Consider the following 18,029-nt stretch of genomic DNA (forward strand, 5'->3'; position numbering starts at 1 on the left):
AACGTGGCAGCAATGAGAATGCCAATGGTCTTCTCCGTGAGTTCTTCCCAAAGGGAACCAACTTCGGAATGATCAACAAGACAGAATTAGATCACGCACTTTCTAGAATCAACAATCGACCACGAAAGTGTTTGGATTGGAAAACTGCATACGAGGTCTTTTCCGAAGAAGTGTTGCGCTTAATTTGACAAACCGTCATGAGAAATAAAAAAAGAACCTAGTGTCGTATGACACTGGGTTCTACCTCATTTCTTATGCATCTTAAACTCTAGGAACAACTCATTATAATGCGCGAGCATTTTCTTTCCGAGGTTCTCGTAGACTTCAAGTGTATCGGTAACTTGTTTATCAGGATAGAATCGCTCATCGGTCCGAACCGACTCGTCGAGCAGTTTCAAGCCTTCTTTGTTTGGTGTCGAATAGCCGACGTAGTCCGCATTTTTCGCTGAAATATCAGGACGCAACATGAAGTTGATGAACTCGTGTGCCCCCTCGACGTTTTTCGCAGTCTTCGGAATGACGACATTATCGAACCAGACGTTTGATCCTTCTTTCGGAATGACGTAGTCGAGATTTTCGTTTTCGCTCATGATCTCGTTTGCATCACCCGACCAGACGACACCGAGACCTGCTTCTTCGTTCGCGAGCAATAACTTGATCTCGTCCCCGACGATTGCCTTGACGTTTGGTGTTAGGCGCATCAAGTTCGCTTTTGCTTCCTGTAGTTTCGACTCATCCGTTTCATTCAACGAATAACCGAGACTGTTCAAGCTCATCCCCATGACTTCACGGGCACCGTCAGCGAGTAGAATCTGATTCTTCAGCTTCGGATCCCAAAGATCCTTCCAGCTCGTCGGTTTCTTCCCATCAATCAAGTCTTTATTGTAGACGATACCGACCGTTCCCCAGAAATACGGAATCGAGTACTTGTTGTTCGGATCGAATGATAAATCTAAAAAGCGAGAATCGATGTTCTTGAGATTCGGAATTTTTTGATGATCGATCGGAACGACGAGCTTCTCATCGATCATCTTCGCAATCGCATAGTCGGACGGAACAGCGATATCGTACGTCGTTCCTCCCTGCTCGATTTTCGTCAGCATCGCTTCGTTTGAATCGAACGTTTGATAGACGACTTTGATGCCGCTCTCTTTTTCAAACTGTTTAATCAATGCTGGATCGATATAATCGCCCCAGTTGTAGATGTTCAGGACATTTTTACCCGAATACCCTTGTGTCTCATTCAACTGATTCAAGGTGAATAAAATGACACCTGAAATCAAGAAAATCGCGGCGAATAATTGAATCAATTTTTTCAACGGTCATTTCACCTCCGGTCGCGAAAGCTTCGTAGCAGCTCGTTGGTTCAAGAAGTAGTAGCTGATGACGAGTAAGAACGTAAACAAGAAAATGACAGTCGATAAAGCATTGATCTTCATCGAAATCCCTTGACGGGCAAGTGAGTAGATTTCAACGGACAACGTCGTAAAGCCGTTTCCTGTCACGAAGAACGTCACCGCAAAATCATCCAGTGAGTACGTCAATGCCGTGAAGAATCCAGCAAAGATACCGGGTGTGATGTACGGCAAGATTACTTTCGTTAAGACATCCCAACGGCTTGCGCCTAAGTCACGCGCTGCATCAACGAGCGTCGGACTCATCTCCTGCAACTTCGGCAAGACGAGAATGACGACGATCGGTACCGAAAATGCGATGTGGGACAGTAAGACCGACGTAAAGCCGAGCTGAATGCCAAGTAACGTGAAGAAAATCAAGAACGATGCCCCGATGATGACATCCGGACTGACAATTAAGATACTGTTTAGCGTCAACAATGACGTCTCGACCCGTTTCTTACGGACGGCTTGAATCCCGATCGCTCCGAATACGCCAAGGATCGTCGAGATCGCAGCTGACAACAAGGCAATGACGAGTGTGTTCAAGACGATGATTAACAAGCGTGAATCTTGGAAGACTTCCTTGTACCAATCCCACGTGAACGAATCGAAGTTCGTCATATTGTCAGCGCTGTTGAACGAATAGAATGCCAAGTAGAATATCGGAGCATACAAAATGATGAAGACTCCGATCAGATAAAGATTTGCTAGTTTCAGACGTTTCATCAAGTCGTCGCTCCTTTCTTCCGTTTCGTACTCGTCAAGGCAAGGATGATCGCCATTGCGATGATGAGGAAGACGGCGATCGTCGCTCCCATGCCCCAGTTTTGTGTCACGAGAAACTGCTGTTCAATCGCTGTACCGAGCGTGATGACGCGGTTTCCGGCAATCAGACGCGTAATCATGAACAGCGATAATGCCGGAATGAAGACGAGCTGACAGCCTGACTTCACACCATCGAGCGTCAACGGGAAGACGACACGCCGGAACGTCGTGAAGTTCGACGCCCCAAGATCACGTGCAGCGAAGACGAGTGACGGGCTCAGTTTTTCAATCGCGTTGAAGATCGGCAGGATCATGAACGGAATGAAGATGTACACCGAGACGAAGACGAAACTGAAATCGGTAAAGAGAATCTGTTGTCGTCCAATCCCGATCGCTTCAAGCGTTTGGTTCGCAAGACCATACGTACTGAACAACCCGATGAAGGCATAAGCTTTCAACAACAAGTTGATCCACGTCGGTAAGATGATCAAAAGTAGCCACAGCTGTTTATGCTTCGTTTTCGTCAACAAGTAAGCGGTCGGATAACCGATCAAGAGCGAAAACACCGTAATTAAAAACGCATACCAGAACGAGCTGAGTGTCATCGTCAAATAGGTCGACGTAAAGAAGTTCCGGTAGTTCTCAAATGAGAAGTTGCCGTCCAAATCAAGGAATGAATAGTAGACGACGAGTACGATCGGTGCGATGACGAACAAGGCAATCCAGAATAGATACGGGATGAGATACCAGTTACGTGATTTTTGCATCATAACACCCCGTCGTAGGATTCCAGACGCTTATCGAATTCTTCTTCCGTCTCGTTCAGTCGCATGACGTGAATCGCTTCCGGATCAAATGTCAGTCCGATCTGCTCACCAACCGTCGCCTTTTTCGTACTGTGGACGAGCCATTCGTTACCGACTTCATCCATACAAGCGATTTCGTAGTGCACGCCACGGAAGAGTTGCGAATCGACGGTGACTTGTAGTTTCCCCTGGGTCACGTTCGTAATTTCGAGATCTTCCGGACGGATGACGATCTCGACCGGTTCGTTCAATTCAAGACCACGGTCGACACATTCGAATTCCTTTTCTGCGAACCAGACTCGGTAGTCTTCAACCATGCGCCCTGGAATGATATTCGACTCACCGATGAAGTCAGCGACGAAGCGGTTGATCGGTTCATCATAGATATCCGTCGGTGTGCCCGATTGTTGAATGACACCGTGATTGAGGACGAAGATTTCATCTGACATCGCCAGTGCTTCTTCTTGGTCGTGCGTGACGAAGATGAACGTGATGCCAAGACGACGTTGCAAGTCGCGGAGCTCATACTGCATCTCTGTCCGTAATTTCAAGTCGAGCGCTGATAATGGCTCATCGAGCAAGATGACTTCCGGCTCATTGACGATTGCCCGGGCAATCGCGACACGTTGCCGTTGTCCACCTGACATCTCGGTGATTTCTCGTTTCTCATAACCGGACAAGTTGACGAACTTCAATGCGTCCGTTACACGTTTTGCGATTTCTGCTTCTTTCACCTTCTTGATGCGAAGACCGAAGGCGATGTTTTCGAAGACGTTCAAGTGCGGGAAGAGTGCATAGTCTTGGAAAACAGTATTGACTTGACGTTTGTTCGCCGGTACATCGTTGATTCGTTTTCCGTTGAAGATGATGTCCCCTTCTGTTGCTTCCGAAAAGCCGGCAATCAGTCGTAAGATCGTCGTTTTCCCACAACCCGATGGTCCGAGTAACGTATAGAACTTCCCGCGTTCGATTTCAAAGCTGACTTGGTCGAGAACGGTCTGATCGTCGTATCGTTTCGTAACGTCCTTGAATTGAATGATCGTAGTATCTGCCAATCTAGTTCCTCCTTTATAAGTATGAGTCGGTCGCGGTCACGAGGACCTTTGCCTCTTGTGTTGACTCATTGCGTAATTGATGAATTTCTGAAGCCTTATAGTAAAGTGTCTCCCCTTGATTCGCCACAAAAGACTGATGACCAAGCGTCAGCGTGACGCTTCCTGCCAACACGTAGACGAATGTTTCAGCACCCGACGGTTCATATGTCTTGAAAGCTCCATCTGGTGCGAGTGTCAGCAAGACCGGTTCCATCTCTTTTTCATTCGATTCTGGAATGAGCCATGTGACATGATACCCTTGCTCCTCATCGGCATACGTCGTGACATCCTCTTCCCCATAGACGACTTTTTGATTGAGTGTGTCCTCATCAAAGAAATCCTTCGGGGAAATGCCAAGAACTTCGAGGAGATGAAACAGCGTCTCGATCGACGGTGAACTGATTTCCCGTTCGAGTTGCGAGATGTACCCTTTACTCAGGTCTGTTCTTTCCCCTAGTTCCTCTTGCGTCAATCCCTTTTGAAGACGGAGGTTCTTGATTTTTTGTCCGATTGAGTACAATCGACGTCCTCCTCTCATCGGCTTAGTTTAGTATAAGATGACTAAAAGTTTACTAATCACGTACCGATTATAGCGTATTTCATTATTTAATCAACTAAAACGTTCAATATTTTTTAATGTTCATTTGACAGCGAGAACGCTTACACCTACAATTAATATCAGGTACTAATTTAAGGAGGAACTTGTTATGCGGATCGCTTGGATCACTGATAGTACAACGATTTTACCGGATACGATTGCTCAGCGCGATGATCTTTCGGTTGTCCCTTTACTCGTCATGAAGGATGGAGAAAGTTTCGTCGATGGTGTCGATGTTGATGCAGAGACCGTCTATAGCTGGATTGATGCAAAACATAAGGTAACAACGAGCCAACCTTCAATCGGTAGTTTCACCGAGCACTATGAACGGTTGAAAGAGGATTACGACGTCGGCTTCGCTGTTCACTTATCGAGCGAACTGAGCGGAACGTACAACGCTTCCGTTCAAGGGGCAGAGATTGCTGGCTTTCGTCTGATTGCGATTGATTCCCGTTGCGGTATCTACCCAGCTGGTCAACTTCTAGCAGAAGCGATTGAACTCGTCGAAGCCGGGCACTCGATCGAATCCGTCGAACAGATCATTCTCGAGCGTCGTTTCGATCATCACATTGAATTCACGGTCGCGAACCTCGATCAATTACAAGCAGGCGGACGAATCTCTTCGACGAAGGCATTCGTCGGTAACTTGTTGCAACTTCGTCCGTTGTTCCACTTCGAAGAAGGAAAGATCGTTCCTTACCAAACCGTCCGGACGTTTAAAAAAGCGCATTCGAAGATTTTTGATCATCTTGTCGCAATCATTGAACGTAGACAGGTCACGGATATTTCACTATTCCACGCGACAGCGTATGACCTAGCACTCGAGTGGAAACAACGACTCGAATCGCAATATGATGTGCGTGTCCGCATCGATGACTTAACGCCGGTTCTCGGTTCGCATACAGGGAATCCAGCGATCGGAATGTCCTTTTTGAACCCGACGCGCCGACCGTGATGACTAATGAAAATGAATTTTGGGTAAACCTTCTTTAGAGAATAAAGGAGGTTTTTTGTTTGAAAAATAATAAATGGATTTGGCTCAACTGGGTCGGCTTTATCTTCACGATTGCCGTGAACGCCCTCGATGGTGGAAAGACAGGACGAATTTCTGATTCGATCATCACATTGTTCAAACCGGCTGGGTATGCATTCTCGATTTGGGGATTAATTTATGCGATTTTACTTGTCTGGTTGATTTTACAATCGATTCCGAAGTTCAAGGAACACGAACTGGCGAAGAAAATCGGACCGTGGTTCTTGATCAGCTGTTTGTTCAACGCAGGTTGGATCGTCTCCTTCACATTTGAACTGTTCGTTGTCTCCGTCGTCGTCATCGTTGGTCTCTTACTGTCATTGATCGTCATCTACTCAAAAATTGATCGTGAGACAAAAGGATTACGCTTCAAGCTACCGTTCTCGCTTTATCTCGGCTGGGTATCGGTCGCGACGATTGCTGACATCTTCCTGACGATCAACGCAGAGGGTGTGACATCTTGGCTTGGAATTGGAGATGCGGGCTGGACGATGATTATACTCGTCGTCGGAGTCGTCATCGCTCTTCTCTTCATGTTTGCGAACCGTGACCCGATTTATCCGCTCGTCTTCGTCTGGGCGTATATTGCGATCAACTTCGAGTCCGATGACGGTCTCGTCGATACGACGGTTCTCGGTAGTGTCGTCTTATTGTTAGCCGGTTATATCTTCCTTCTCGTCCGGATGCGCCGCCAAGTCAGCGTGAGCAAGTGACGTTCCTTTCTCATTCGAACGGCGTATACTAGAGAAAAGGAGTGAATGACCATGAACATCACATTTACACCATCTGCTCAGGAACGAATCAATCAATTACGCGGTGAAGTATCCGGTCAACTACATCTCTACTACGATACAGAAGGTTGCGGTTGCGGAAACTCCGGCATTTTCAGTATTCGTCTCGTCGATGAAGCGACATCGGAAGACATGACGATCGACTCGAATGTCGGACCCGTTCTCGTCAAACGGTGGTCGAGTCATTTCCTCGATCAAGACATGACGCTCGATTATAACGCGGAGAAAAAAGCGTTGATTCTTAAAAGTGATGGACAATATTTCAATACGAACGTGCTCGTTACGGATCAGACAGGCTGTGTCCTGACAGTTCGTTCATAAGCACAGACGAAAAAGGCAACTTCCGCGATGGAAGTTGCCTTTGTTTGTGTTCGAACAGACAGGTGCTGCGTTGAAAGCTGGATTGCCTGAGTATAGTCGAATGTACTGGATGTCTGTCTGCGTCGTGCACAAGCTGGTGAGAAAATCCAGCGCTTTGCGTCCCCCCAGACGTCGCATGCATCATCCTCGCATGCTTATCTAGTATACGAACGAAAGTCGTGTTTGGATTGCTTTATCCGACATTTAGAACGGTCTCTTCAATCGTCCGCTGATTCAGATCCTTCACATGCATCGGCTTACTGTAATAATAACCTTGTCCATAATCACAACCGAGACGTTTTAGGAAAAGATGCTGTTCGAGTGTCTCGACGCCTTCCGCGACGACTTCGATCCCGAGACTCTTCGCAAGCTGGATGATCATTTCCGTGATTGCCGTTCCGCGTTCGTCATGTGGGACTTCATCGATGAACGATTTATCGATCTTCAGGATATCAATCGGGAGATGCTTCAGGTGTGTCAATGATGATAGACCCGTTCCGAAATCATCAAGTGCGATCGTCAGACTGAGTTGTTTCAGTTCACCGAGCATCATCATTGCCCGGTCGAGGTTCTCCATGACGGATGTTTCCGTGATTTCAAGCTGTAGCTGTAGTTCGCTCCCATTCTTCAATGAATGGTGGACGATTTCCTTAATCATTAAGTTGTGTGACTCGGACCGGAAATGCATCGCCGATAAGTTCACCGAGACTTGGCGAATGAAATAATCTTCCTTCTTCCAAATCTCCATCTGGGCGACGGTCTCTTTGAGTACCCACTCAGTTAAACGGTGAATCAAACTGTATTTTTCTGCAAGCGGGATGAACTCCGCCGGTGAGATGAAACCAAACTTCGGATGATTCCAGCGGATCAAGACTTCCGCTTGATCAACTTTTCCCGTCGCAAGGGCGATCTTCGGTTGATAGACGAGGGCGAACTCCTTGAAATCCGTCATCGCCCGGCGTAAGGATCCGACAATCAATTGCTCTCTACGATCCGAGTGTAGTGAGTCATCATACACGATGAAGCGATCACGTCCCTCATTTTTGCCAGCCCGAAGCGCACTCTCCATCTGACCGATTCGCATCTCAAGTGATTCCTTCGCATTCGGGAGGATGACGCCCATCGTTGCTGTCAAATGAACCGGTTGATCTTCGAGATCAATCGGAAGACGTACATCGTCTAAAATTTGTTCGAAGACATCTGTCATGTCTTCTTGTGAGACACGTTTGATGAGGAAGAACTGCGTCCCGTTATAACGAATACACGCTTCATCTTCCTTCAACGTCTGTAACATCCGTTCTGCGAATTGGCGGATGACCGCATCTCCCTTATCGAATCCGAATGTGTCATTGACCCATTTGTATCCATCAAGATCAAGTAACGCCATCGCCATCTCCTGCTTAGCACGACCATACTGGGCATCGACTTTTGTCATGTGATGATCGAGCCATCGTCGGTTGTGTAATCCCGTCAGATGATCGGTATACGCCATCATCTGCAGTGCACGACGTTCGAGGTGAATGTAGAGACCTGCAATCAACACGAGAATCAAGAAGACCGGTATCGCGACTTCATTCAAGATGTTCGACGTGATTGGAGCATCACCGATAAGTCCGGCATCTGAGGCTGGAATACAGAACGATGTGCCGAGCATTCCCACATAATGCATCGAAGAGATGGCAAACCCCATCACGACCGCGATGGGAATCAAGATCCGTTTCTGATTGACATGTCTTAAGCGATGGAGCAGTAGCAAAGCGATATACGCGACGGTAACGGCAATCAGAACCGATAAGAGGAATAAACTTGTCTCATACCGAACGGTTCCACCGAACTGTATCGCCATCATCCCGAGATAGTGCATCGTGGCGATTCCGCCTCCCATCAGTGCCCCCGCTAAAATCACCTTATTTCTCGTAATCGTCGACGAGTACAAGAGATGGAAGGCAATGAAAGCAGCCAAAATGGCAGGAATGACGGACAAGAACATTAAAAACCAGTCATAGCGAACCGTAACCGACAGCCCGAATGCCCCCATCCCGACGAAATGCATTCCCCAGATTGATAATCCCATCGTCAATGATGAGAGGAACAAGGCACGCTTCTTCAAGGAAGTCGCCTTCGCCAGACGCCGATTTAACTCTAATGAACCATATGATCCGATGATGGCAACGAGCACTGACACTACGACGAGTGTCACTTCATAATGTTTCGTTAAGATAATCCATTCATTCATTGTATGAGGCCTCTCCTTAATAGACTGTCATTCTCCTAACTATCGTCTGCTCGGTCTCATTTCTTCAGTAAAAATTAGAAATTCATTCGATTTCTTATCATTTCAACGCGTATTTACTTATTCCATGGAGCACCTTGCACAAAAAAAGCGAATCCGTACGAGACGGATTCGCGAGAGCTATTGATTATAAGGCAACCGATGCGACGATTTCGCCCGTCGGTTTTTCTAAATCTGGTTCGGGTTCAACCGTGATGGCGACCGCGTCCACCTTGCCGTCTCCTTTGAGTGGGAAGACAGCTGCTGCTTCTCCATCTTTTTCGATGACACCGTTCGCAGTAGGTGTTTCGCCTTCGATCGTCCATAACTGATAAAGTTGCCCTTCTTGAAGGGGTGGTAAATCTTTCAACTGGACCAGCATGTACGATTTATCGTTTTGCGTGAAAATCATGCTTGATCCTTTGATCGCTTCGGTACTTTCGAAGTTCCCCATCCCTTTGATTTCATCCATCGCTAACGTCTCGGGTGTATCCGTGCTCTCTTCCTGTGAGAGGAAGTAGGCATTCGCACCAAGTGAGAGAATCAAGGCGGCGGCGATACTCATCAACCAGCCGAGCGGGACACTCTTTTTCTTCGTTTGTTGCTGACGTGCTTGTTTGATGTCTACCGGAGTAGTCATCGGTGCTTCCTTCGGAGATGCTGTCTCTGCTGAACCAAGGACTTCTCCAAGAATCCGTGCTTTCATACCTGCAGGAACGGGTCGCTCCGGAAGCGATTCAGCGATGGGAAGCATGAGTTCTTCCATTTCTAAAAGCGCTTCACGACATTCTTCGCACGTCGCAAGATGCGCTGCGAACGCGTCGCGATCTGCTGCGGATAATGTTCCATTGAAATAATCGATTAAGTCATGACAACGTTCTTCCATCTCGTTCCCTCCCATCCATTCGTTTTCGTAATGCTTGAATCGCGCTCCTGATTCGCGTCTTGACCGTTCCAAGAGGTAAATCGAGTCGCTCTGAAATCTGTTGCTGCGTCATACCCTGGAAGTAAACGAGTTCAATCAGCTCTTGCTGCTCTGGCTTCAGTTCACTGACTGCGTCGCGCACTTCAACAGCCGTTTCCCGCTGCATGACCGTCCGCTCGACCGGCTCGTCGTATCCACCATCTCGTTCCTCGACTTCGATCGTCGGCTGTCGTTTTTCACGACGGAGACAATCAAGTGCCGCGTTACGTGTAATCGTTAAAATCCACGATGAAAACTTTCCTTTTTGTGTATCAAAATCAACACGACCATTCCAAATCTTCATCCATACTTCTTGTATGACTTCTTCGGACAACCGATCATTATTCGTAAAGCGATGGGCGAATGAGAATAACAGCCGCTCGTACTTATCGTACAACGTCTCGAGGGCTTGCTCATCACCGCTACGCATCAGATGATAAAGCGATTCATCGGATTGAGTGTGCATCCTTCTCCTCCTTCTGATGTCAGCCTTATCATATAGTATACGCAAGCCGACACCAAATCGTTTTCTATTTTATTCATTTTCTAAGTAAAAACTTCACCACATCCATATTCCCTCATTCTAATAAAAGTATAGCTTAAAATTCTGCTGAATTGACAGTTATACCGTAATGGGCATAGCATAAAGATACTACATGACGTCAGGTCAACGGGAATCGGAGGAATAAAAATGGATTATGATCGGAAGATGAAGAACCGTGTTAGTCGGATCGAAGGACAGCTACGAGGCATTTTACGGATGATGGAAGAAGGGCAAGATTGCCGCGATGTCATCACCCAGCTCTCCGCTGCCCGTTCTGCGATTGACCGGACGATCGGCGTCGTCGTCAGTTCGAATCTAATTGAGTGCGTCAAGGACGCCGAACAAAACGGCGATGGACAAACCGAAGAACTCGTCAAGGAAGCGGTCAACTTGCTCGTTAAGAGCCGCTGATATAACGCTCGTACGGATAGTCTGCTTTGATAGCAGGCTATTTTTTTAAACGTTTATTTTAGTATATCAGCTGTTTGATCCAGGTTTGATTGCGCGTTAAAACAGGTATACTAAATTGTTATTATCTGGACTGCTCGTAAAAGACGTCCACTTAGGAGGAAGAGTACTTATGACCGTTTCCCTATTCATTGATGTCGCATGTAAGACAGGCGAATCTCCTGTTTACGATGCAAAAACAAAGCGCTTTTATTTCGTTGATATTCCGAATCAACTTCTCTTTTCATATGATCTCGTCACAGAAGCACTCAAGCCGTACACGTTACCAAGCGCCATCACATCGATTGCCTTGACGGATGCACCAGATTTATTACGTGTCACGGCAGAACACGGATTCGGAACGTTTGATCTCAAAGAAGGACACCTGTCTCTAGAGCATCAACTGTCGCTTCCCGATTCTGACCGGATGAATGACGGAAAGCTTGATCCAAACGGGCAATATGTCGCCGGTAGCATTAATGAAGAAGACGGCAAGACCGCTGGATTGTTCCGTCTGCGTCACGATGGTTCCATCGATGTCTTGCACGAAGACTTAACGAACTCCAATGGACTCGTCTGGTCAGAAGATGGCAAGACGCTTTATCACATCGATACACCGACGAAAAAAGTCTATGCCTTTGATTACGCTCCGGACGCTCCACTTTCGAATAAGCGTGTCGCCGTTGACCTTGAAGAAGAAGAGGGGTTCCCGGATGGTATGACGAAGGACGCGGAAGGTCATGCTTGGATCGCGCATTATGCGGGATCATGCATCACCCGGTGGAATCTTGCGACTGGTGAAAAACTCGATCATGTCGACTTCCCGGTCGCCAATCCGACGTGTCCGATTTTCTACGAAGATCGATTGCTCGTCACGACGGCTGCAAACGGAGATGATGCACCACACGCCGGTGCTGTCTTCGCCGTAACATTTGAATGATTTATAGAGGAGGGATCATCTTTTTTAGAGGTGATGCCTCTTTTTCCACACAATTCGTCTAGACGTCTCTAAAAAAACAGACGATACTAAAGAAGAAGTCTATTCATTTTTTGAAGGAGTGAAGCCGATGCGTGTCACGACAATCGAACGTTTACACCAACTGCAGACGACCCCATCCTTTTTCCCCGTCAACTGCTACCTGTTTGAAGAAGCAGACAGTTTAACATTGATTGATGCCGGACTCGGAATCAACGCAAAGGCGCTCTATCACTATATTCGACAGCAAGAGAAGCCACTCGGTGCAATCATCCTGACTCATGCGCACGCCGATCATGTCGGCTCACTGGATTTCCTTGCGAACGCCTTCCCACTTGCTCAAGTCTGTATCAGTTATCGCGATGCCGCCCTACTCAGTGGGGATGAGACGCTACGCGAAGGCGAAACGACGCCCTTAAAAGGGGGCATTCCGAAAAACATCAAAACGCGACCGGATCGATTACTCGAGAGTGGTCAACAAGTCGGAAGTCTCAGTGTCATCGCCTCACCCGGTCATACACCTGGTTCAATCTCGCTTTGGCATGAAGGAAGCCGGACGTTGATCGCTGGCGATGCTTTTCAGACGCAAGGAGGACTCGCTGTCTCCGGTGACGTCCGCTGGCAATTCCCGTTTCCCGCCCTCGCAACATGGGATCCGGACGTCGCCCTTCGCTCGGCTGATCAACTAACGGAACTGTCTCCAGATATTCTTGCCGTCGGACATGGTCCACTAATCCTTGGACCAAGTTACGAGATGCGACAAGCCGTCGATCGATTCACTCAGGTCTTGCAGACGAAAAAATCATCTCCATTCAAATCACGCACTTAAAACGGGACTGTATCATGAGTCAGTCTTTCCAAAGATCAGGGTGGCAGAATGAAAACCTGCCACCCTGATCTCATAACAAAAAGAATGACGCGTCGCACGCAACTCCTACAGGAATAAGCGCATTTATGCGCTGTCAGAGACAAACAAGACCCGTTTTCCTGCTTGAATGAAGCAGGAAAACTGGCTTGTGTCTCGCCTGAGGAAAGGGCGTGAAAAGACGCGTCATTCTTTTTTTGAGTCAACCCCATTTTTTCGTCCAGTGGTTCAATTCTGTTCTGCAACAGAATAACGATAGACGCGTGCTTCGTAGGGACGCAAGATATCCGGGCTATCCGGATAGTTTGATACGAGCAATTTTTCATGCGGTAAAATGAGGGCGGTCTGCATCGGTTCATCATGTACGTTAAGGACGATCCGCCAGACCTCTCCCTCTAATTCCCGCTCATAGATATAGAGATACGGATCATGAAGCGCTAAGTCGCGGTACGTACCGTAGACCATGATCGGATGATCCTTTCGCATCTGAATCAGTGACTTGTAAAAAGCAAGCACGGACGATGGATCTGTTTCTGCCTGCGCGACATTGATGTCCGTATAATTCGGATTGACCGCTAACCATGGTTTCCCACTCGTAAAGCCAGCTGCATGTGTACTATCCCACTGCATCGGTGTGCGGGAGTTATCGCGCGCGAGTAACTGCATCGATGAGAGCACGACCTCTGGGTCCTCTCCGCCAGCGACGCGCTCCGCGTATCGATTTCGAAAGGCGACGTCCTGATAGAGCGACGGATCCGAGAATCGAATCCCCGTCATTCCAATCTCTTCTCCTTGATACACGTATGGAATGCCCGGTAACGTATGCAACATCAAACCAAGTAGTTTCGCACTTTCAACGCGGTATCGTTCACTGCCGAAGCGCGTCACTTGTCGTGTATGATCATGGTTGTTGAGGAACTGTGAATTGACACCTAATGGGTATAAAACGTCGTACCAGCGTTTTTGAATCTCCTTGAATCGTAAGAGATCCATCGCCTCCATGTCATCCGCGATTTCGAAGTGAAATAGCGTCCGGAGTTCTTCTCGGTCCTCACTGACATATAACAGCCCGTCTTCTGGACCGACGAACGGAATCTCACCAACTGTAAACAAGTCTTTACCAGCAAGAACATTCGCATGCATCTCCTGCAAGAAGTCATGCACGCCGGGCTGATTTCCAAGGTACGAGAGATCAAACGGATTGGCGACATCTTCAAACGACCGTTTTTTGATCAAGTTGATGACATCCATCCGGAATCCGTCGATCCCTTGATCGATCCACCAGTTCATCATATCGTAGATCGCTTGCCTCACAGCTGGGTGCTCCCAGTTTAAGTCGGGCTGTTCTTTGGCGAAGGAATGAAAATAATACTGCCCGCGTTCTTCACTCCACGTCCATGGGCTTGGCGCAAAGTACGAGCGCCAGTTGTTCGGAGGCGTCTCTTTCGTGCCATCCTGCCAGATATACCAGTCATCCTTATCGTTGATCCGCTCCCGCGACTGACGGAACCAGTCATGCTGGTCACTCGTATGGTTCACGACTAAATCGAGAATGACCTTCAATCCACGGGCATGAGCGGCCGTGATCAACTCCTGGAGATCTCCCATCGTTCCCGCTTTTTCCATGATCTCGTAATAATCGGCAATATCATAGCCGTTATCGACGTCCGGCGAACGGTAACACGGATTCAACCAAACGACATCGACACCAAGTGAAGCGATGTAATCGAGCTTGTCGATGACACCTCGCAAATCACCGATCCCATCCCCGTTCGAATCCTTAAAGCTACGCCAGTAGACTTGATAGACGACTGCCTCTTTCCAGTTAGCTCGCTTCATCTTCCCACTCCTCTCCCTACTCTTTATTCCCGCTCCACTTATCTGTACCTGTTTATCCGACAATTTTTTTGAATTTCGAAAAAGTTCTTTTCTTTTGACTGAATATTCGTTATCCTTGACGACAATACCACGAAGGAGGCATTCATCCATGAAACATTTCGCTCCATCCATCGCCATTGATCGGCTTCCTGCTCCTGTCTTCGCTGAGCTCGCAAACCGAATCGGTGCTGTAAAAGCTGCCGGACACGATGTCATCACACTTGGTCAAGGAACACCCGACCAGACGACGCCTGTACATATCCTCGATGCCTTAAAACAAGCCATCGACGAGCCAACGAACCTTCAATATCCACCGTTTCGTGGACATGATTTTCTAAAACAAGCCGTCGCAAGCTTTTACGCGACTGAGTTCGGTGTCACGATCGATCCAGCAACGGAAGTCGCGATTCTGCTCGGCAGTAAAGCCGGAATCGTCGCTTTACCGCAGACAATCGTCAACCCTGGAGAAGGAGTCATCGTTCCGGATCCAGGATACCCGGATTACCTGTCTGGTGCCGCACTCGCTGGTGCTTACCCGATTACACTTCCGTTGCTCGAGAAAAACGGCTTCTTACCCGATTACGACTTACTTGATACGACGGACGTCGAGCGTGCCCGGATGTTGTTCCTCAACTACCCGAGTAATCCGACGGGTGCGACTGCGACGGCAGAAGCCTTCGAACAGACAGTCGCTTTCGCCGATGCCCATGATATCTGTGTCGTCCATGACTTAGCATACGGCGGAATCAGTTTCGATGGTCCGACACGGAGCTTCCTGCAGACGGAAGGTGCAAAAGACGTCGGGATCGAATTGTTCTCACTCTCGAAACGCTTCAACATGTCCGGCTTCCGGATCGCCTTTGCGATCGGTAATCCGTCTGTCATCTCAAGCATCGAGACGTACCAAGAACATCTCTACGTCAGTGCCTTCACACCGATTCAACATGCTGCGACCGTCGCTCTGACGAGTGACCAGACATGTGTCCGCGAGTTAAGTAGTCTGTACGAAACACGACGCGATACGTTGTTCGCGAAACTCGATGCGATTGGCTGGAGTGGACCACGTCCGGGCGGTTCCTTCTTCGTCTGGCTTCCTGTTCCTGAAGGTTACACGTCCCAAAGCTTCACCGATCACCTGCTTGACGAAGCACACGTCGCTGTAACCCCTGGATCCTTCTTCGGCGAATACGGTGAAGGCTACGTCCGGATCAGCTTGATTGCTGACGTCGAACGTCTAGAAGAAGCCGTCGATCGAATCGGAACGCTCAACCTGTTCCGGACACCTGTTGCGGAATAATTCTGAAAAAACATTTGACAGATGGGAATCATTTCCGTTAAAGTAAATCCCAACAGCATAACTACTTATCGAGAGCGACCGAGGGATTAGGCCCAACGACGTCCGGCAACCACCTGTAAGGAACGGTGCCACATCCTACAGAATGATTTTCATTCTGAGAGATAAGTTACGAAATCTTACACTTTCGTCGCTTTTTTCTGGTTGCTCTGCTACTAGGAAAAAGCGACTTTTTTTGTATGAGGAGATGAGCGGATGATTGAATTCAAACACATTACAAAACGGTTCGTTCGAGACCGGACCCCGATTTTTGCATTACGGGATGTCGATTTGACGATCCAAAAAGGAGAAATCTTCGGAATCATCGGTGAGTCCGGTGCCGGTAAAAGTACGTTGCTTCGCCTAATCAATGGGCTTGAGCATCCGACACAGGGAACCGTCAAGGTCGACGGTGTCTCGCTCGGCGGGATGTCAAAAGCAGATTTGCGTCAACTTCGCTTGCGGACAGGAATGATCTTTCAGCATTTCCAATTGATTCAGTCGCGCAACGTCGCGGATAACATCGCTTTTGCGCTCAAGGCCGCTGGCGTCAAACGAGCAGATTTCCCGGAGCGAATTCGCGAACTCGTCTCGCTCGTCGGACTTGAAGGATTTGAGACGAACTTCCCGAGCCAATTAAGCGGTGGGCAGAAACAGCGCGTCGGGATTGCCCGGGCACTCGCGAACGATCCGACCGTCTTGTTATGTGATGAAGCGACATCAGCTCTTGACCCCGTTACGACACTACAGATCCTTGAACTGCTGAAGGATTTGAATGAACGTCTCGGACTGACGATCGTCCTCATCACGCATGAGATTGATGTCGTCAAACAGATTTGCCATCGCGTCGCGGTCATGTCGCAAGGTGAAGTCGTTGAAGTCGCCTCAACCTATGACTTGTTTAGTCAAGCCAAGCATCCAGTGACGCAACATTACGTCGATACGGCACTACAAATCGAATTGCCGGAACGCATCTTACAGGCAACCCCAGGCAAGATCATCCGCTTGCAGTTCACGGGCGAAAAGACCGGTGAGAGTACGTTATCAGAAGCGATCCGCCGTTACGATATCTCAGTCAGCATCTTGCACGGCAAGGTCGACTACATTCAAGACGTCGCCTTCGGTGTCCTGATTGTCAGCTTGACGGGATCATCTGATCAAATCGCCCCTGCCCTCGACTGGCTCGCGACGGAACTTCATGCACTCGAGGTGATTCAGGATGTGGCTTGATCGTATTCAAACGATGTTACCTGAGCTCTTGAAGGCACTCGGCGAGACGGCGTGGATGGTCGGAATTTCACTTGCCTTTGCATTGGTCGTCGGGATTCCGCTCGGGATTCTCTTGTTCGTCACCGACCGGGGATTATTTTTTCAAAACCTTGCCGTCCGACGTGTCCTTGACTTCGTCGTCAACATCGTCCGGTCGCTACCGTTCATCATCTTGCTGGTTGCCCTCATTCCGTTAACGAAGTTCTTACTCGACAATACGATTGGTCCGACGGCAGCATCCGTCAGTCTCAGTGTCGCAGCGATTCCGTTTCTCGCGCGACTCGTTGAGACGTCACTGCGCGAAATTCCGCCTGGTCTAATCGAAGCAGCGGAAGCATGTGGGGCGAAACCATTACGGATCATCGTCAGTGTCCTCTTACCGGAAGCACTCCCTGGCATCATTCAGGGCATCACGTTAACGACGATCAGCTTGATCGGCTTCTCAGCGATGGCTGGTATCGTCGGCGGTGGAGGTGTCGGTGACCTCGCAATCCGTTTCGGTTACTATCGCTACGATAACCTCATCATGATCGTGACGATCGTCGTGCTCATCGTCATCGTTCAAAGTATTCAAGCACTTGGCAATCAACTGGCGCGAAAAACAGATAAACGCTAATCATACATACAAAGGGAGAGT

The 18,029-nt window shown here is 48.3% G+C and carries 19 protein-coding genes and 1 riboswitch; of the genes, 10 read left to right on the forward strand and 9 right to left on the reverse strand.

Going from position 1 to position 18,029, the window contains the following annotated elements; all coding sequences use genetic code 11:
- Positions 1-188: transposase (locus KNQ15_RS10210; protein WP_483299353.1), on the forward strand; the 188-nt coding region annotated here is incomplete at its 5' end.
- A 57-nt stretch (positions 189-245) separates the two neighbouring features.
- On the opposite strand, the gene KNQ15_RS10215 is transcribed toward KNQ15_RS10210, so the two are convergent.
- Genes KNQ15_RS10215 through KNQ15_RS10235 form a run of 5 tightly spaced genes read right to left on the reverse strand, consistent with a single transcriptional unit; the run spans position 246 to position 4,582 of the window.
- A complete protein-coding gene (locus tag KNQ15_RS10215; protein ID WP_214729221.1) occupies positions 246-1,319 on the reverse strand; it encodes an ABC transporter substrate-binding protein in 1,074 nt (357 codons plus the stop codon).
- Positions 1,320-1,322: 3 nt separating this feature from the next.
- Entirely contained in the window at positions 1,323-2,123 is an 801-nt protein-coding gene (locus KNQ15_RS10220; protein WP_214729223.1) for an ABC transporter permease, read from the reverse strand.
- Positions 2,123-2,932, reverse strand: coding sequence for an ABC transporter permease (locus KNQ15_RS10225; RefSeq protein ID WP_058714076.1), 810 nt, complete (start codon positions 2,930-2,932; stop codon positions 2,123-2,125). The genes KNQ15_RS10220 and KNQ15_RS10225 overlap by 1 nt, the downstream gene beginning before the upstream one ends.
- A complete protein-coding gene (locus tag KNQ15_RS10230) occupies positions 2,929-4,023 on the reverse strand; it encodes an ABC transporter ATP-binding protein (RefSeq protein WP_023469351.1) in 1,095 nt (364 codons plus the stop codon). Before KNQ15_RS10230 ends, KNQ15_RS10225 begins: the two co-directional genes overlap by 4 nt.
- Before the next feature lie 13 nt (positions 4,024-4,036).
- The gene (locus KNQ15_RS10235; RefSeq protein WP_083254825.1) at positions 4,037-4,582 is read right to left on the reverse strand and encodes a helix-turn-helix domain-containing protein; all 546 of its coding nucleotides are present in this window, start codon (positions 4,580-4,582) and stop codon (positions 4,037-4,039) included.
- 187 nt (positions 4,583-4,769) lie between these two features.
- On the opposite strand from KNQ15_RS10235, the gene KNQ15_RS10240 reads away from it, so the two are divergent.
- Genes KNQ15_RS10240 through KNQ15_RS10250 form a run of 3 tightly spaced genes read left to right on the forward strand, consistent with a single transcriptional unit; the run spans position 4,770 to position 6,805 of the window.
- Entirely contained in the window at positions 4,770-5,615 is an 846-nt protein-coding gene (locus KNQ15_RS10240; protein ID WP_214729225.1) for a DegV family protein, read from the forward strand.
- Positions 5,616-5,674: 59 nt separating this feature from the next.
- A complete protein-coding gene (locus tag KNQ15_RS10245) occupies positions 5,675-6,406 on the forward strand; it encodes a tryptophan-rich sensory protein (RefSeq protein WP_214729227.1) in 732 nt (243 codons plus the stop codon).
- A 51-nt stretch (positions 6,407-6,457) separates the two neighbouring features.
- A complete protein-coding gene (locus KNQ15_RS10250) occupies positions 6,458-6,805 on the forward strand; it encodes an iron-sulfur cluster biosynthesis family protein (protein ID WP_214729229.1) in 348 nt (115 codons plus the stop codon).
- 232 nt (positions 6,806-7,037) lie between these two features.
- On the opposite strand, the gene KNQ15_RS10255 is transcribed toward KNQ15_RS10250, so the two are convergent.
- The 3 genes from KNQ15_RS10255 to KNQ15_RS10265 form a co-directional block, all read right to left on the reverse strand.
- Positions 7,038-9,080 carry a bifunctional diguanylate cyclase/phosphodiesterase gene (locus tag KNQ15_RS10255; RefSeq protein ID WP_214729231.1) on the reverse strand — a complete coding sequence of 681 codons (2,043 nt, stop codon included), beginning with the start codon at positions 9,078-9,080 and terminating at the stop codon, positions 7,038-7,040.
- Positions 9,081-9,264: 184 nt separating this feature from the next.
- Positions 9,265-10,002, reverse strand: a complete 738-nt coding sequence (locus tag KNQ15_RS10260) for an anti-sigma factor (RefSeq protein WP_214729233.1) — start codon at positions 10,000-10,002, stop codon at positions 9,265-9,267.
- The gene (locus KNQ15_RS10265; RefSeq protein WP_214729235.1) at positions 9,983-10,546 is read right to left on the reverse strand and encodes an RNA polymerase sigma factor; all 564 of its coding nucleotides are present in this window, start codon (positions 10,544-10,546) and stop codon (positions 9,983-9,985) included. The genes KNQ15_RS10260 and KNQ15_RS10265 overlap by 20 nt, the downstream gene beginning before the upstream one ends.
- Before the next feature lie 225 nt (positions 10,547-10,771).
- Here KNQ15_RS10265 and KNQ15_RS10270 point away from each other — a divergent pair, with 225 nt between their 5' ends.
- The 3 genes from KNQ15_RS10270 to KNQ15_RS10280 all read left to right on the forward strand — a co-directional run bounded on the left by KNQ15_RS10270 (position 10,772) and on the right by KNQ15_RS10280 (position 12,876).
- Positions 10,772-11,035 carry a metal-sensitive transcriptional regulator gene (locus tag KNQ15_RS10270; protein WP_023469359.1) on the forward strand — a complete coding sequence of 88 codons (264 nt, stop codon included), beginning with the start codon at positions 10,772-10,774 and terminating at the stop codon, positions 11,033-11,035.
- 169 nt (positions 11,036-11,204) lie between these two features.
- On the forward strand, positions 11,205-12,011 hold the full coding sequence (locus KNQ15_RS10275; protein WP_214729237.1) for an SMP-30/gluconolactonase/LRE family protein: 807 nt from the start codon (positions 11,205-11,207) through the stop codon (positions 12,009-12,011).
- A gap of 127 nt (positions 12,012-12,138) precedes the next feature.
- The gene (locus KNQ15_RS10280) at positions 12,139-12,876 is read left to right on the forward strand and encodes an MBL fold metallo-hydrolase (protein ID WP_214729238.1); all 738 of its coding nucleotides are present in this window, start codon (positions 12,139-12,141) and stop codon (positions 12,874-12,876) included.
- Between the two features lie 264 nt (positions 12,877-13,140).
- Here the strand turns inward: KNQ15_RS10280 and KNQ15_RS10285 are convergent, their stop codons facing one another.
- Positions 13,141-14,751 carry a glycoside hydrolase family 13 protein gene (locus KNQ15_RS10285; RefSeq protein ID WP_214729240.1) on the reverse strand — a complete coding sequence of 537 codons (1,611 nt, stop codon included), beginning with the start codon at positions 14,749-14,751 and terminating at the stop codon, positions 13,141-13,143.
- A 148-nt stretch (positions 14,752-14,899) separates the two neighbouring features.
- Between KNQ15_RS10285 and KNQ15_RS10290 the strand changes: the two genes are divergently transcribed.
- From KNQ15_RS10290 to KNQ15_RS10300, 3 genes are all read left to right on the forward strand, one after another.
- Entirely contained in the window at positions 14,900-16,087 is a 1,188-nt protein-coding gene (locus KNQ15_RS10290) for an aminotransferase class I/II-fold pyridoxal phosphate-dependent enzyme (protein ID WP_214729242.1), read from the forward strand.
- Positions 16,088-16,149: 62 nt separating this feature from the next.
- Positions 16,150-16,255, forward strand: a riboswitch (SAM riboswitch).
- Positions 16,256-16,339: 84 nt separating this feature from the next.
- A complete protein-coding gene (locus KNQ15_RS10295) occupies positions 16,340-17,353 on the forward strand; it encodes a methionine ABC transporter ATP-binding protein (RefSeq protein ID WP_050678124.1) in 1,014 nt (337 codons plus the stop codon).
- A complete protein-coding gene (locus tag KNQ15_RS10300) occupies positions 17,343-18,008 on the forward strand; it encodes a methionine ABC transporter permease (protein WP_023469366.1) in 666 nt (221 codons plus the stop codon). Before KNQ15_RS10295 ends, KNQ15_RS10300 begins: the two co-directional genes overlap by 11 nt.
- Positions 18,009-18,029 lie beyond the last annotated feature (21 nt).

The sequence above is a fragment of the Exiguobacterium sp. s168 genome, assembly GCF_018619035.1.
In the GTDB taxonomy this organism is placed as follows: Bacteria; Bacillota; Bacilli; order Exiguobacteriales; family Exiguobacteriaceae; genus Exiguobacterium_A; species Exiguobacterium_A acetylicum.